This window comes from Ruegeria sp. AO1, from assembly GCF_056535985.1.
In genome coordinates this window covers 2,441,886-2,457,037 of sequence record NZ_JBQFJC010000001.1, presented here as the reverse complement: position 1 = coordinate 2,457,037, position 15,152 = coordinate 2,441,886, and the positions used below count along the sequence as shown (strand labels likewise).

Sequence of the window (15,152 nt, the reverse complement as noted above, 5' to 3'; positions counted from 1 at the left end):
CTACCCCTGTCATCCCGGAAATGGCACGGCGTTATTTGACGATTTTCTCGTCTTTGACGAACATGTTGGCCCAGGCGCGGTCGATCAGGTCGGGGCTCATTTGATACGGAATGCCCTCGAACTCACAGATCGAGATCATCTGGTCGATCAGGAAGATCGGCTGGTAGTTCGCATAGATGTTGTCGATGGTCGGGTATTTCACCTTCAATAGATGCACCAACGCGGCCTCATCCAGCGGCATTCCGCGTTTGCGGGCGACCATGGCGAAGATCTTCAGGAAGTTCTCTTGGTTCGGACCATCAATCTTGATCTTGAAGAAGATTCGGCGCAAAGCCGCTTGGTCGAAGATCTCATTCGGGTGGAAGTTGGTCGAGAAGATGACCAGCGTATCGAAGGGGACTTCGAACTTTTCACCCGATTGCAGGCCGAGGATATCCTTGTTTTCTTCCAGCGGAACAATCCAGCGGTTGACGAGGGCCTGAGGGGGTTCGGCCTGTCGTCCAAGGTCGTCCACGATAAAGATACCGCCGGTTGATTTCAGCTGCAGCGGGGCCTGATAAGTCCGTGCGGTGGGGTTGTAGACCAAGTCCAGCATGCTGAGCGACAGTTCACCACCGGTCACAACAGTTGGGCGCTCGCACTGAACATAGCGCGAATCGAACCTCTTGCGGCGGCGTAGGCTGTTGGGGTCGTCAGGCTCCTGCTCAATCGCGGTATGTACGATCGGGTCATAAACGGTGATCACCTGACCGGCATATTCGATCGCGTAGGGGACATAGACATTATCACCCAACGCGTCCCGAATACCGTTCGAGATCGAGGACTTACCATTCCCCGGAGGGCCATACATCAGGATCGAGCGGCCCGCGCTGACCGCGGGGCCGAGGTGATCCAGCAGGCTGTCGGGCAAAACCAGGTGACCCATCGCATTGGTCAGTTGGTCCCGCGTGACCTGAATATTGCGGATCGACTGGCGTTTGACCTGCTCGCGATACACATCCAGCGGTACGGGCATCGCACCGAAATACTCCGACTGGCTGAGCGCGTCCAACGCACGGGCCTTGCCGGCGTCGGTCAGCTGATAGCCCATCTCATTGCCGCTATTGGCGTTCAGTATGCCTGTGGCCTCAAGTAATTTTTGGTCACGGGCAATGTCGATTAGTTCCTGCGTGACAGAGCCGGGCAGGCAGACGGCTTCGGCCACTTCGGTCACGGTGCTGGCATTCTTGCGAAAGATCGTCTTCAGCAAAATGTCCCGCATCATCACAAGCGGGAGCTGCATTTCACCCAAACCCTTCGGGGCAGGGGGCGCCATAACTGCGGAGGTCTGCATATTCATGAGCGGGACTCGTCTGTTCTGATGTCACACCAAAGGCCCCAAAGCAGGCCAGTTGTGTGAAATCTGGCGCAGCTTTGTGGCGGGACCAAGGCAGCGACAAGGCGCGCAGATGATAGTTTACGATCCGAGAACAGTCCCAAGAATCAGATACATGGCAAGCGAACCGGATAGGGCCAGCCCCATCGGGAACTTTTTGCCCTTGTCCCAACTATCCCAATGTGGGGCAATCGTGCGCAGCCTTGTGTGCTTCGCCAAACGGTGGGTCGCTACGGCCCCCAAAGTACAGGCCATCAGAATAGCCATGAGCAGAATCAAATCCGCGAACCAGATGAACGGAGCGGCTGCGGCCAGAAACTTGGCATCGCCCGCGCCCATCGCTCCGGCGGCGTTCAGGATGATACCGGCAAGCAGAACCACGAAGATATGCAGGAATTGCCAGACATAGATAGGCAATGCGATATCAAGAGGGCCGATCTGCCCTCCAATCAGCCCTGTCGACCACGGAGGCAGCACAAACAGCCCAACGACGATATAGACCAGAACCAAGGCCGTTACGGCGTGGTTCTTGATCTTCATTTCGCGCATATCCGTGAACGCGACGTAAAAGCAGATCGGCAGCACAAAGGGCAGAAACCATGCTGCCGCATAGGCCGGTATCGCCATGTGTCAGCTTTCCTCGAGCGCGCGAAGCGAGCGGACGGCTTCATCGAAATGCTGGGGGTGTGTCGCAATCGCTTCGCGGAGGAGGTTCTTGCCGGTTGTCGTATCCCCTTGTTTCACCGCGGAAATTGCCATCGTGTTCAACAGCCGGGCGCGCTCAACCTGTGTCATGGGCACCACTGGCAGGCTGTAATTTCCCTGCGCCGACCGGGCCAGAACCAGATTGTTTTTGGCTGTAAACAGGCTCTTGTCCTGGCGGACGGCTTCGGTGAACAGGCGTTCGGCCTCGGCATATTGCCCGCGGGTCAGCTTGGAATAGCCCCAGTTGTTCATCACTCCACCCGGGCGCGTGGTTAGGCCCACGGCCGTTTCATAGAAGTGATCGGCGCGTTTCCATTCCTTGCGGGAATCCGCGACGACGGCTTCAAGCCGGTAGCGCTTGAACGACTCATGAGTCGGTGGGACCGAGTTCAAAACGGTGTGGGCTGTGTTCCAATCCCCATTGCGCACCAGCGCATCCGCGTATTCGACCCGGTCGGCCGCATTGGCACCGTTCATGGTCGTCACGCGTTTCCACGCAGCGGCCGCCTCGGTCGAGCGTTTGGCGCGACCCAGCGAGATCGCAAGCCCGCGCTGCAGGTCGATCCGGTCCGGGTTTTTGGCGGCGGCATTATGGAAATAGGTGACCGCCTCGTTGGGGTCGGCCGCGGTCAGAAGCACGTCGTTCAGGTTGGTTTCGTCAATGACGTTCACCTCCTGAAATGTACGTTCGACCTTTTCCTCTTCGGTTTCTTTTGCACAGGCGGACAGGATCAACCCAGTGACCACGAGTGACGGAATCAAGAATTGTTGGCGCATTTTTGCGTCCTTTTACTGCTCTTGCCTCGTTTACTGGATTTTGCGTAGCGAAAATTGCCCGTCGCCTAGCTGCTCCAGCGTATATTCTTGTTCTTGGTCAATAGTATTAACAGGATTTTCCATTTTTGCGATAGCTAAGCGAAGATTGTCGCGGATTGCGTCACTTTCGCCATTGTCCAAGGCAAACGCCCGTCGAAACACCTGTTCCGCTTCGGGGTATTGTCGCGTCTCCATCAGCAGGACACCCAAATTGTTCCAGGCGATGGGCCAGTCCGTGTCATCCTCGACCGCGCGGCGCAGAAGGGTTTCGGCCTGCCCCAAACGACGCAGCCCCAGATTTGCCGTTCCCAATGAGGTCAGAACCTGCGGCGTCATCCCTTGTTCCAGCGCGGCGCGGGTAAAGCTGTCGAGGGCCAGCTCGTATTCTCCCGCAGCCATCAGGCGGTTTCCAACGGCGATGTTGTCTTCGGCCTGTCCCGTCGGATCTATACCCGGCGCATCGAGGTCATCCGACAGGCTCGCTTCCGTGCAAGAGGCCACCATGGCGAAAACCATGATGGCCTGAAAACTTCGGCGAAGCCTACGTAAGGCACAGCCTTTTTCTGGTTGCATCGAAGCTACTTCACTTTCCGAATTCCGCAATGACACCTGCAGACGGTCCGACCAGAATAACCAGCAGCGGTGGTACCGTCAGCATCATTGTGACCAGAGTCATCTTGGTAGGCAACTTGTTAGCCGCTTCTTCCGCGCGCATCACGCGTTTGTCACGCATTTCACCGGCATAAACCCTCAGGGCTTCGGCGATGGAGGTACCGAATGTGGCGGATTGGATCATTACGGTCACAAACGCCCTGACGTCTTGAACCCCGCAGCGGGTTCCGAAATCACGCAGAACTGTGTCTTTGTCTTTACCGGCTTTCATCTCATATGCCACAACCTCGAATTCCTGAGAAATCTCGGGGTAGGAGCTTTTCATTTCCGACGCCACTCGAACGATAGCCTGATCTAGGGATTGACCAGCTTCGACGCAGACCAGCATCAAGTCCAACGTGTCTGGAAAGGCCGCTGTGATGGCCTGTTTTCTCTCTTCCACGCGGCGTGTAATCCAATATTTGGGGATATAGTAGCCAATTGCGCCGGGGATCAGAACGCGGATCAACAATTGTGTTCCGGTGAATTCCTGACCGCCCGAGAACACCGTTACCCACAGCACTCCGAACAAAATGCCTAATATGCCAAGCGCGAACTGCGCAAAGTGATAGAAACGAACGGCATCTTTCGACTGGTAGCCAGCCTGCCGCATCGTCAATTGAACGGCGGAAAGCTCCTCTTCACTCTTGGGCTCAAGGAAAGTGGCAAATTTCTCGAGCTGTTCATTCCGACCGCCGTTTCGCAGTTGGTCTTTTTTGGTTTTTTTCTCTTTCCGCGGCGGCGTCGTGCTGCGTTGCAGCTTCTTTAGCGGATCTTCCGGCTGGTTTAGCATCAGCAGAACGGCCACGGCAATCAACACGAAACCAAGTACGCCAACCACGATCAGGGGGCCGAACTCACCAAGGTGTTGTGTTAAGACATTGTTGATGGAGGTTAGGAATTCCATTGAACTGACCTCAGACCTTGATGTTGGTAATGATCTTCATGACGATCAGGTTGAGTGTCAGCATGATGCCGACAAAGAAACACAGCGGAATGAACCACGGGTGATCCAGCACTTCGTCATAATAGCCGGGGTCTTTGACCAGAATGAAGATGAGGCATGCTATTGGGAAACCCGACAGGAACTTTCCGGACCACTGCGCCTCGGCGGTGATCGCTTTGACCCTGCGGAACAAGCGGAAACGGGCTCGGATCACCTGTGCTAGGCCGGCCAAAATTTCAGCCAGGTTGCCACCTGACTGTTGCTGAATACCGACTGCGACCGCGAGAAAGCGCAAATCCTGCATGTCCAAGCGCTCGGCCATGTCTTTGAGCGCCTCGCCCACATCTCGACCATAGGCGCATTCATCGGCGATGATGCCCAGTTCGGTCCCAAGGGGATCCTGAACCTCGTTCGCCGCGATCTGGACCGAAGACACAAAAGGGTTGCCGACCCGTAGCGAGCGGACCATCAGCTCAACCGCGTCGGGAAGCTGCTCTTCGATCATGCTCATGCGTTTATTGGCTTTTCTACTGACCCACATGAAAACAGCACCGACGCCGATGGCAATAGAAATAGCTGTGCGCAAGACCGTATCTGTTGCCGTACCAATGCTGAGAGCTACAAAAGCCGCGGCCGAAACAAGACCCATGATCATGATCAGTTGTCTTGGCGTAAACGCGATAGCAGCCTTTTGGGCCTTGTCAGCAAGTAGCGAATACAGAGGGATGCTCTGCGTTTTCATATGCTGCTGCATTTCCTTGCGCAGCTGTTCCAGAACTTGCTCGCGGCCCGCACCCTTGTCGAGCATGTCCAGACGACGGTTGACCCGGCTGTTCAGGCTGATGGATTTGCCGAACGCTACAAGATAGATGCCTTCCACCAGGGCAAGAACGCCCACGAAGATGGCGACATAGATGAGAGCCTCCATAGGCAATTGCATGTCGTAATCTCCTACATTGTGGTTGGGTCGTAGATGGACGAGGGCAGGTCAAAGCCCCACAGGCGGAAGCGCTCGGAATAGTGGCTGCGCACGCCGGTGGCGGTGAAATGACCAATGATTTTGTTATCGGGTGTCAGGCCAACGCGTTGGAAACGAAAGATTTCTTGCATCGAAATCACATCGCCTTCCATCCCGGTAATTTCGGTGATCGAGGTCATGCGACGCGAGCCATCCTGCAAACGACTGGCCTGTACGATCAGGTTCACAGCGCTTGAGATCTGGCTGCGAACCGCCTTGATCGGCATTTCGATCCCCGCCATCGCGATCATGTTCTCGAGACGCGAGATACCATCCCGCGCCGAGTTCGCGTGGATTGTGGTCATCGAGCCGTCGTGGCCGGTGTTCATCGCCTGGAGCATGTCGATCACCTCGGCACCACGAGTCTCACCCACGATGATGCGGTCGGGACGCATCCGCAGGGCGTTTTTCAGACAATCGCGAGGGCTGACCTCACCTTTACCTTCAACGTTGGGCGGGCGGCTTTCCATCCGGCCGACGTGAGTCTGCTGCAGTTGAAGTTCCGCTGTATCCTCAATTGTCAAGATACGTTCAGCGTCGTCAATAAAGCTCGAAAGCGCGTTCAGAGTGGTCGTTTTACCGGAACCCGTACCGCCCGAGACGATGATATTCAGGCGTGTCGAAACGGCGGCTTGAAGATAGGCGGCCATTTCTTCGGTGAACGCACCGAAATTGACCAGATCATCGATACCCAGCTTGTCTTTTTTGAACTTACGTATCGAGACCAGCGAGCCATCAACAGCAATCGGAGGAACCATCGCATTGAAACGCGATCCATCGGCCAGACGGGCGTCAACATAAGGGTTGGATTCATCAACACGACGACCCACAGCGGACACGATCTTGTCGATGATCCGCATCAGGTGTTTTTCGTCCTTAAACGTAATATCGCTGAGTTCTAGCTTACCCGCACGTTCGACAAAAATCTGTTGCGGGCCGTTCACCAGAATATCGTTGACCGTTTCGTCGCGGAGCAAGGTCTCAAGCGGGCCGAGGCCTGTGACCTCGTCATAGAGCTCTTTGTTCAGCTGAGTGCGATCGTCTCGGTTCAAAACGATGCTTTTGGCTTCCAGAACCTCGCTTGCAATTGCGCTGATCTCGGTGCGAAGCTCGGCCTCACCTGCGTTTTCGAGGGCGGCGAGGTTCAGGTTTTCCAGTAGCTCCCGGTGCAGCTCAATCTTGATCTCACTCAGGCGCTCTTTCCGTTTACGGTCGCGGTCGGCGCTCGTGACCTCGCCAGCTTTCTTCTGAACGGGCTTGCGTGCAACTGCTGTTGCCGTTGGCGCTGCGGGGGCCGCTTCGGGCGCTTTGGCCGGAGTCTCGACCGGCTGCGCATCAGACGCTTTCTTATATCTGGAAAACATGGCGGCTCTTCCCTTGGGGTTGTGTTATGCGGCCTCGGCGTCGTTGCTGCCGAGGCTGTGGAGCGACTTTGCAAGCTTGGCAATTTCGCGACGCAGCGGGTTTTTAGCGGCCGAACTGGCCAATGGCAGGCCATGATCGCCGCTTTGCATCACCGGCTTGCCGCCATCGGGCAATTGCAGGTCGATCGAGATTCCAAGGCTTTCGCCCATACGTTTGATGCGCCCCTTACCATTCAAATCAGTGAATTTCGGGGCCCGGTTTAGGGCGAAACGCAATTTGTTGAACGGCAGCTCTTCGGCCTGCAAGGCGCGTTTCAGACGCAATGCGTTCTGAGCTGAGCGCATGTCCAGCTCGATCATGGCGAAATAAACATGAGCAGCCTGAAGAATGGTTTCTGACCACAAAACCAATGTCTTGGGCATGTCCACGATCACATAGTCGAAATGCTTGCGCGCCGTATCTATCACGCGCTGGATGTCTTCGGGTGTGATCAGATCCAACGGCACCATGTCGGATGGAGCCGTCAGAACCTGCATCTTTTCTTCATAGCTTTGAAGCGCTTGAGAGAAGACCTCATCGTCCATTGACGCAGTGTCAGACAGCATCTCGAAAACGGTTTCACGGCGGGGCAGGTCTAGATAGGTCGAGACCGTGCCGTATTGCAGATCCAGGTCGATCAGACAGACAGAAGGCGCGTCCTTGTCCGAGATTGTGGCGAGTTCCCAAGCCAGATTTACAGCCAGTGTCGTGGAGCCGACACCGCCCGCCAGACCTTGTACGACGAACAGAGCGCCTTCTTTTGATTCGCCACTGGTCAGATTGGCAGAGGCTGCTTGTGCTGCAACCACGGGATCGGGCTTGTTCATTCGCTCGATAGCTTCGTTCAGTTCGCCTTCAGGAAGCGGGTAGGGGACAAATTCATCCGCGCCTTTGCGCAAAAGCTGGTGTAGCGAGGCGGGGGTCACGTCCTCGGCAATAAGCACCACTTTGATCTTCTTGTCTTTTGCCTGGGTGATGATTTCGCCCATCAACGAGAGGTTGTCTTCATCTTCACCATCAATGGCCAAGGCGACGAATTCCAGTGTTTCCGCTTCGGGTTGGCTGAAAAACGCTAGAGCTTCGGCAAAGCCAAGATCGCCCCAACGCTCACCCAGAATGGTTTCCATGTCTTCGATCAATAGATCAAAGTTCTGGACATCCCGGCTGATCGTGCAGGCCAGAATTCCCGAGTCGTTGTCTTGCGGCGTCGCGCTACTCATATACACAATCCTCGTAGAGAGGGCTTGGCATTTCTTGCGAACGTTTACGCTCGGGTAGATTTGCTGTCGCCCCAATGCGGTCAATTTTGCCCGCAGGTCACCCTATTGTTCACAATGTTGCTTGGAAGTTGGGCGAGAATTTGGCGCAAAAGAACCAATTGTAGGGAAACGGGCGACGATGCCGCCCGTTCAGATGGGATTATCCACCACCGTCGCCGCCTGTGGCTTCGACCTCTTGGATAGCTGATATCGAAGTCGCGCTTTCGACGTATTCGCGGTAGATGATATCAGCGTACTTGCCATCCAGCGTCTGCGGTAAGCGATCCACAAAGCCCGAAACCTCGGTTACCGTCCGGCGATTCCGGCGGTCGCGATTCGTTGTAGCAACTAGTGGGCGCGTTTTGCCGAAAGAAACCACCGCCTCTAGTCGTGACCGCGAGATTCCCTGTTGGGCAAAGAAGGACACAACAGCCTGTGCCCGACGCAAGCCAAGGCTCTTGTTGTAGCTGGCGGAGCCAACTGCGTCCGTGTGGCCATAAACACGAAAACGTGCTTCGGGGAATTGTTTGATCCAATCCGCCTGCTGCAACAGAATTCGCTGGGCCGATGCATCCAGTTGTGAGCTGTTGAAGGCAAAGTTCACCTGGCTAGGCACTTCAGATGCGAACCGACGGCTCAGAATCTGAGCGTATGTCAGTTCACCGTTCATGACCTGCGAGTTATTCAGCGTCGCATTGCCAAAGGTTCCCGCATCAATTTCATACCCGGCTTCGCGTGTACATGCGGTAACTGCGACCGAAAGACCTAAGGTGAGTATCAACGTTTTCATTGGTCCTAACCTCCTCATCAATCCAGAATATAGCCATAGGAACTGCCAAAATCTTGCTTGGCCACTTCCGATGCGCCACCTGCGCCTGCGCGCTCGGTCCGAGCGACGCGACCGTTGATAAACAGGTCAAACTCGCTGGGGGGTTTTACTCGATCTGTCGGCAAAGCAAGTGTTTCCCCACGGGTCGGCGTGACCAGATGCGCAGTGATGATGATAACCAACTCACTCTGTTCACGCTGGTATTGAGCGCTTCGGAACAAGGTGCCCAGAACAGGAACGTCGCCCAACCATGGCACCTGATTGCTCAGATCTGCGAAGTCATCTTGAATGAGGCCCGCGATTGCAAAGCTTTCACCGTCGCGTAGTTCAATGGTAGTTGAGGTCTGGCGGGTAATGAAGCTTGGCACCGAATCGCCGTTGATCGTAAAGTCCGAAGACTCATCAATGCTCGATACCGCTGTACCAAGTTCCAAGTTGATAAGATCACCGTCGACCACGCGCGGAATGAAATCGATTTCAACACCGAACGCACGGTATTCGATGGCGACAACACCGTCATCCTGAGGAACTGGAATCGGGACTTCACCACCGGCGAGGAAGGTTGCTTGCTGACCCGAAAGGGCGGACAAGTTTGGTTCTGCCAGAGTACGTGCCAATCCCTTGGTTTCAAGGGCTTCAATCAGCAGTCGCACTTGCGTTGATCCGGCGCCAAAACCGAACAGAATTGCACCAGTATTGGATTGCGAAATCGGAATGTTGTTCGCCAGAGCATTACTCAACGCACCCTGGGTGTTGAGGGTGTTGAAACCCGCTGTAACGTCACCGCCGCCAAAGCCAAGCGATGTTGACAGGTTTTTCGCAACCGAGCGGTTCATTTCCGCAAAGCGCACCTTCAGCATGACTTGCTGAACGCCGCCAACCGACATCAGGTTTGACACCCGATCCGGGGCATAGCGTTCCGCCAGTTCCAGAGCACGCGCAAGTTTGGCTGAGCCCGAGACTGTCCCGGACAAAACGATTCCATCATTGGCTGTGCGCACTTCGATTTGCTCATTAGGCAGAATCTGCCGCAGGCGTTCTTTGAACTCTGTAATGTCTGGGGCTACGCGCACCCTAACATTGGCCAGAAGCATGCCCGCGCCATCGAACAGAGTAAGCGTCGTCAGACCGGGCGCCTTACCCAAAACATAAATCGTGCGATCTGAAAGCGACGAGATGTCAGCAATGCCGGCATTCGCGATACTCAGTTCGGCAAACGGCTCTTCACTTTCAACAACGATCGCGCGGTTTACAGGTACTTCCAGCGTTTCCACTGTGCCCTTTTTCACCACGCGAAGAGTTTCGGCCCAAGCGGCATCGCCGACTGGGCTTACAACGAGCGACAACCCCAGCAGGGTTGCGCTGATCCAGGAACGTATTTTCATGTGACCTGCCTCTCCGATCACGCCTCGTTTTTATGGGTCTTGTGCCCTATAGGCGAGACTCTGCGCGAAAACGGAATTTATTGCAATAATCAAGGGTTTCCGGAAGTTTCCTTATGTGGGCAATTGGCAACATAAGAATGAAAAGAGCCGCGCTTAATGCGCGGCTCAGCAGGTGTAAGGTCCTGAATAGGCGTCAGTTTGTGCAGGCGATTACGTCATCTGCTATGTCACTGCCGCCGCGACGGATTCGAGTTTTACACACCGGTTGTTCTACGCGTTCTGGGACCGGGGCAGCTTCTTCCTCGACAACCCCGAGCAAAGCGCGTTGGTCGATCTCAATAACTTCGGATGACACGGTTTCGTCTTCGATTCCGACAAGGGCAAGCGTAAGTCTGCCAGTGTTCTGCGCCTGAGTGAGTACAGCAACCTGTTCACGTGTGACCGCAACGGTGATCGTACGCGCGATGGTCGTTCCGGTTACATCCGTGCCTGCGATTTGGTCAATGGCGATCAGTTCAACTCGGGGCTGAATCAGGCGAGTGATCTCGCCGTTCGCTTCGGCGGTAGTCCCGCGACGCGAACCGGTCCAGTAGACGTCGACAAAGTCCCCAGGGCGCAAGAAGCCGGAAACGCCCGAAGCCACGTCAACCCGAATCGCGAAAGCGCGCATGCCTTTGTCCAATTGAGACGTTAGACCTGCCCCTTCGCCGGGTTGGGTGACTTTAACTTCCATTAGTGCTTCGTCTTTTTCCATCGTGCGAAGAACAAAACGGTCTTTACCAGCAGTCTCAGGGAATAGAACAGCCAGATCGGTGAAGCTGCCTTCTGGGATCGCGTTTTCTGGCCAATCAACGACGCGCACGTCGTCTTCTACAAGACGCTCTCCGTATTTCAGGGTTCGGTTTGATACAACGACACTTACGGTCGGAATCACTTCGATAGCCGCGTTTTCTGCTGCAGCTGCCTCTAACGCTGCTGCCGCAGCTTGTCGCTCACGGGCGAGTTCGTCCTGATAGGCAGCGATATAGTTCCGCGCCATGTAGACAGCGCCGCCAGCCAGAGCTAGCCCAACAATAAGGACAAGTCCGAATACCGCTCGCATACATCCACCTCATATTTCTGACTGGCTTTGCTTTCAAAAGCCAGAGGATCAAATTTGTTCATTGTATGAGTAATGCCTAATTGTGTCGAAATGTGGGACAAATCAGACTTTTCGTGCAGATTTTTGAGGTCGGGACACGCCTGAATCTGTTTGCAAACAACCATCCCAACAAGACATGCAAAACAAACAAAATCGCCATCCTTTGATGGCGATTGTCTGGCTTAGACCTCTTGCCGTGTTTGGTGCGATCAGTTGCCGCCTGCGGTACCAGCAGTGGTAAAACCGCCACTGCCTCCTGCCGATGTGCCGGTGCTGACGACGGAACTGCTAAGAGCCGTGTTCGTGTTCCCGCTCAGGCCAACGGTTGCGGTTGAAATTGCAAAATAAAGAAGTGTTGCGAGGCCTATGATCAACGCGGTCAAAACGACCCAGTCAACGGTGACCGCACCTTCTTCTGAGGTCTTAAATGTTCCAAGTATCTTTTTCATCATACACCTATTAAGGCCGTCGAGTCATGGCTTTGCCTTGCGAGAGATCATTCACAGGTGTCTCGTTCGGCAAGTCTCGCTATTGTAGCTGCGCCGCGATGGCGTGAGTTGGGCGGAAAAGTGATTTTTATGCCGCATTCATTGCAGGTCGTATTTCAAAAGAAGAAATTATGGGAACCGAAACTTAAGAAAAGACGAGCGCCGTGCGATTTGTGATGCCCATTAAAAAAAGCGCCGAGCCGATTTCCGACGCGACGCTTTGTTTGCAAAGCTTGGCAACTTTGACTTGATATTAGCTGCCGCCGTTTGTGCCTTCACCGGTGATACCACCTGCGGTACCGTTATTTGTACCAGTGCTGATGGTTGCGCCCGACAGAGCAGTGTTAACGTCTGTTGCGAGGCCAACTGCACCACCCGAAATCTGGGTGTAGGCAACGGTACCCAGGCCAATGACAGCTGCGGTCAGAACAACCCAGTCAACTGTTACTGCGCCGTCTTCGTCTTTGCGGAAGTTCTTGATGAACTTGATCATGTTACGTCCCTCCTAAAGGATCAAAAAAAGTGGTCTAAACCTCGGCGTCTTTCAGAGCTTTCTCTCTCAGTCCGCTCCCGATCGTCTCGGTATGCATCTATGTTTGCCTGTTGTGCGTGGCAGGAATTAGGCCAAACAGGGAAAATTTTGCTCGAGGCTTAACTTTTTAGTCATGAAAGTGATAAATCATTGAAAATAAATGATTAAAAATGTTTTGGGTTTTTTGACTCACCCCCAGAGCGATGCAATTTTGCGGCAAATGAGGCGAAACTGCCCCAATTTGCTTGGTTTTTCTGGCTTTACGCGAAGATTCGGGCTTCAAATCAATCAAAACGAAAACATGAGGCAGGCAAATGAATCTCCGGGACGCAGTAAAATGCGCCGGCGTAATGGCGTTTCTGGTATGCACGCCAGACACCGTACGCGCCGATGAGGTCGAACCGCGTGGTGTCTATAAAAGGATCAAGGCGCCCCAGCCGGGTCAGCGGCCAAAGATCAATATCCAGATTTCTGCTGAAGAACATGCATCCAGACCCTCGGCTCCCAGCACGGGATCAGAGCTTGTGGTCCCCGATATCATCAAACGTGCCAAAGTGCCGCCGTCGACCACGCCCAAAGTTGCGTCCAAGGCGCCGCCGAAAGGCGCTTATAAAGCGTTTTGGGAGAAAATCTCGCCCGAACTGGCACAAGCCGGACCGGGTAGGCTAGATTCGGCGATCAACGCCCTGGCCGCTACAAGCGTCTCGACACCCCGTTTGCAGACCCTGCAGGGTATTGTGAACAACCAAGGGCGCGATATCCTACGCTCGACCATTGGCACCAATGTTTCACCTGCGCTCGTGCTGGCGGTCATCTCGGTGGAATCAGCTGGACGGGCCGACGCGGTCAGCTCGGCCGGGGCGCAGGGGCTGATGCAGCTGATGCCAGCTACGGCCGAGCGGTTTGGCGTGCAGGACAGCTTCCAGCCCTCTCAGAATATCTCGGGTGGGGTCAAATACCTGGATTGGCTGATGGGTGAGTTCGACAACGACCCGATATTGGCGCTTGCCGGGTACAATGCCGGCGAGGGGGCCGTTCGCAAACACAGCGGTGTGCCGCCTTATGCAGAGACTCGGGATTATGTGCCCAAAGTGCTTGCGGCTTTTCAGGTCGCGCGAGCGCTCTGCGCGACGCCGCCTGTCTACGCTTCGGATGGGTGCGTTTTCCAGACGCTGAACTAGGGCCTGCCTGTCACAGCAGGCCCAGATTTTGTTTTAGTTGACGATGTTCGCCTCAGTCGCGGCACGGATCTCGTCTTCGGTCACGCCTTCTGCGATCTCAACGATCTTCAGACCGCCTTCAACCACATCCAGAACCCCGAGGTTGGTGATGATACGATTCACCACCTTCTTACCCGTCAGGGGCAGGGTACATTTTTTCAGCAGTTTAGATTTGCCGTGCTTGTTGGTGTGGTCCATCACCACGATCACGCGGCCGACACCCGCCACAAGATCCATCGCGCCGCCCATGCCTTTGACCAGAACGCCGGGAATCATCCAGTTGGCCAGGTCGCCTTCTTCATCCACTTCCATCGCGCCCAGTACCGCCGCAGCAATCTTACCACCCCGGATCATCGCGAACGAGGTCGCGCTGTCGAAATAGGCGGTGCGTGACAGCTCGGTGATGGTTTGCTTGCCAGCGTTGATCAGGTCAGGATCTTCCTCACCTTCAAACGGGAAGGGGCCCATGCCCAGCATGCCGTTCTCGGATTGCAGAGTGATGTCCTTGTCGCCCACATAGTTTGCCACCAGCGTCGGAATGCCGATGCCGAGGTTTACATACATGCCGTCTTCAAGCTCTTGCGCCGCACGGGCGGCCATCTGGTTCCGATCCCACCCTTTGATGTCCTGGGGCATTATGCTTCCTCCTTCTTACGGGTGGTGCGCTGTTCAATGCGCTTTTCGTGATCGCCCTGAATGATCCGATGCACATAGATGCCCGGCAGGTGGATCGCATCCGGGTCCAATGATCCGCGGGGGACAATCTCTTCGACTTCGGCGATGCAGATCTTGCCGCAGGTCGCGGCAGGCACGTTGAAGTTCCGGGCGGTCTTGCGGAAGATCAGGTTGCCGGTGTCATCGGCCTTCCAGGCTTTGACAATGGCCAGATCGGCAAAGATGCCCTCTTCCAGAATGTAGGTCTCGCCGTTGAAGTCTTTGTGTTCCTTGCCCTCGGCGATCACGGTGCCCACGCCGGTTTTCGTGTAGAACCCGGGGATGCCTGCGCCACCTGCGCGCATCCGTTCGGCCAGAGTGCCCTGTGGATTGAATTCCAGCTCAAGCTCTCCGGCAAGGTACTGACGCATGAATTCCGCGTTTTCGCCGACGTACGAGCTGATCATTTTCTTGACCTGCTTGGTCTGCAGCAGGATGCCGATACCGAAATCGTCGACGCCTGCATTGTTTGACGCAAAGGTCAGATCCTGCGCGCCAGAATCCTTGATCGCCTCGAGCAGCAGTTCCGGGATGCCGCACAGGCCGAAACCGCCCGCCGCGATCATCATGCCATCCGAAAGCACTCCGTCGAGCGCGTCAGAGGCATTGGCATAGATTTTCTTCATGGAAAACTCCCCCAATGACATGGTGATGGGCAGGTTGTGCCGC

Annotated in this window: 15 protein-coding genes; 1 reads left to right on the top strand and 14 read right to left on the bottom strand. The window is 55.1% G+C overall.

Annotated features, from left to right (window positions below; genetic code table 11):
• Positions 1-31 precede the first annotated feature (31 nt).
• From ACR3FB_RS12130 to ACR3FB_RS12075, 12 genes are all read right to left on the bottom strand, one after another.
• Positions 32-1,339: an ATPase gene (locus ACR3FB_RS12130; RefSeq protein ID WP_480563554.1), complete on the bottom strand. Its 1,308-nt coding sequence runs from the start codon at positions 1,337-1,339 to the stop codon at positions 32-34.
• Positions 1,340-1,456: 117 nt separating this feature from the next.
• Entirely contained in the window at positions 1,457-2,002 is a 546-nt protein-coding gene (locus ACR3FB_RS12125) for a prepilin peptidase (RefSeq protein ID WP_480563557.1), read from the bottom strand.
• Between the two features lie 3 nt (positions 2,003-2,005).
• A complete protein-coding gene (locus tag ACR3FB_RS12120) occupies positions 2,006-2,857 on the bottom strand; it encodes a tetratricopeptide repeat protein (protein WP_170377835.1) in 852 nt (283 codons plus the stop codon).
• A 30-nt stretch (positions 2,858-2,887) separates the two neighbouring features.
• Positions 2,888-3,412, bottom strand: a complete 525-nt coding sequence (locus ACR3FB_RS12115; protein ID WP_480563559.1) for a tetratricopeptide repeat protein — start codon at positions 3,410-3,412, stop codon at positions 2,888-2,890.
• Between the two features lie 67 nt (positions 3,413-3,479).
• Positions 3,480-4,454, bottom strand: coding sequence for a type II secretion system F family protein (locus tag ACR3FB_RS12110; RefSeq protein WP_425083870.1), 975 nt, complete (start codon positions 4,452-4,454; stop codon positions 3,480-3,482).
• A gap of 10 nt (positions 4,455-4,464) precedes the next feature.
• Complete coding sequence (locus ACR3FB_RS12105) at positions 4,465-5,433, bottom strand: type II secretion system F family protein (protein WP_425083869.1); 969 nt, start codon at positions 5,431-5,433, stop codon at positions 4,465-4,467.
• Between the two features lie 11 nt (positions 5,434-5,444).
• Positions 5,445-6,875 (bottom strand): TadA family conjugal transfer-associated ATPase, encoded by a 1,431-nt coding sequence (locus ACR3FB_RS12100; protein WP_170377841.1) that lies wholly within the window; start codon positions 6,873-6,875, stop codon positions 5,445-5,447.
• 24 nt (positions 6,876-6,899) lie between these two features.
• Positions 6,900-8,135 carry a CpaE/TadZ family protein gene (locus tag ACR3FB_RS12095; protein WP_480563561.1) on the bottom strand — a complete coding sequence of 412 codons (1,236 nt, stop codon included), beginning with the start codon at positions 8,133-8,135 and terminating at the stop codon, positions 6,900-6,902.
• Positions 8,136-8,334: 199 nt separating this feature from the next.
• Positions 8,335-8,964 (bottom strand): OmpA family protein, encoded by a 630-nt coding sequence (locus ACR3FB_RS12090; RefSeq protein WP_425083866.1) that lies wholly within the window; start codon positions 8,962-8,964, stop codon positions 8,335-8,337.
• A gap of 17 nt (positions 8,965-8,981) precedes the next feature.
• On the bottom strand, positions 8,982-10,388 hold the full coding sequence (locus tag ACR3FB_RS12085; protein ID WP_170691138.1) for a type II and III secretion system protein family protein: 1,407 nt from the start codon (positions 10,386-10,388) through the stop codon (positions 8,982-8,984).
• A 193-nt stretch (positions 10,389-10,581) separates the two neighbouring features.
• Positions 10,582-11,490, bottom strand: a complete 909-nt coding sequence (cpaB, locus tag ACR3FB_RS12080) for a Flp pilus assembly protein CpaB (protein WP_425083865.1) — start codon at positions 11,488-11,490, stop codon at positions 10,582-10,584.
• 780 nt (positions 11,491-12,270) lie between these two features.
• A complete protein-coding gene (locus tag ACR3FB_RS12075) occupies positions 12,271-12,510 on the bottom strand; it encodes a Flp family type IVb pilin (protein WP_425083864.1) in 240 nt (79 codons plus the stop codon).
• A gap of 353 nt (positions 12,511-12,863) precedes the next feature.
• Between ACR3FB_RS12075 and ACR3FB_RS12070 the strand changes: the two genes are divergently transcribed.
• On the top strand, positions 12,864-13,730 hold the full coding sequence (locus ACR3FB_RS12070) for a lytic transglycosylase domain-containing protein (RefSeq protein WP_425083863.1): 867 nt from the start codon (positions 12,864-12,866) through the stop codon (positions 13,728-13,730).
• A 33-nt stretch (positions 13,731-13,763) separates the two neighbouring features.
• Here ACR3FB_RS12070 and ACR3FB_RS12065 read toward each other — a convergent pair whose 3' ends face one another.
• Positions 13,764-14,405, bottom strand: coding sequence for a CoA transferase subunit B (locus ACR3FB_RS12065; RefSeq protein WP_170477469.1), 642 nt, complete (start codon positions 14,403-14,405; stop codon positions 13,764-13,766).
• Positions 14,405-15,109 (bottom strand): CoA transferase subunit A, encoded by a 705-nt coding sequence (locus ACR3FB_RS12060; RefSeq protein ID WP_419740954.1) that lies wholly within the window; start codon positions 15,107-15,109, stop codon positions 14,405-14,407. The genes ACR3FB_RS12065 and ACR3FB_RS12060 overlap by 1 nt, the downstream gene beginning before the upstream one ends.
• Positions 15,110-15,152 lie beyond the last annotated feature (43 nt).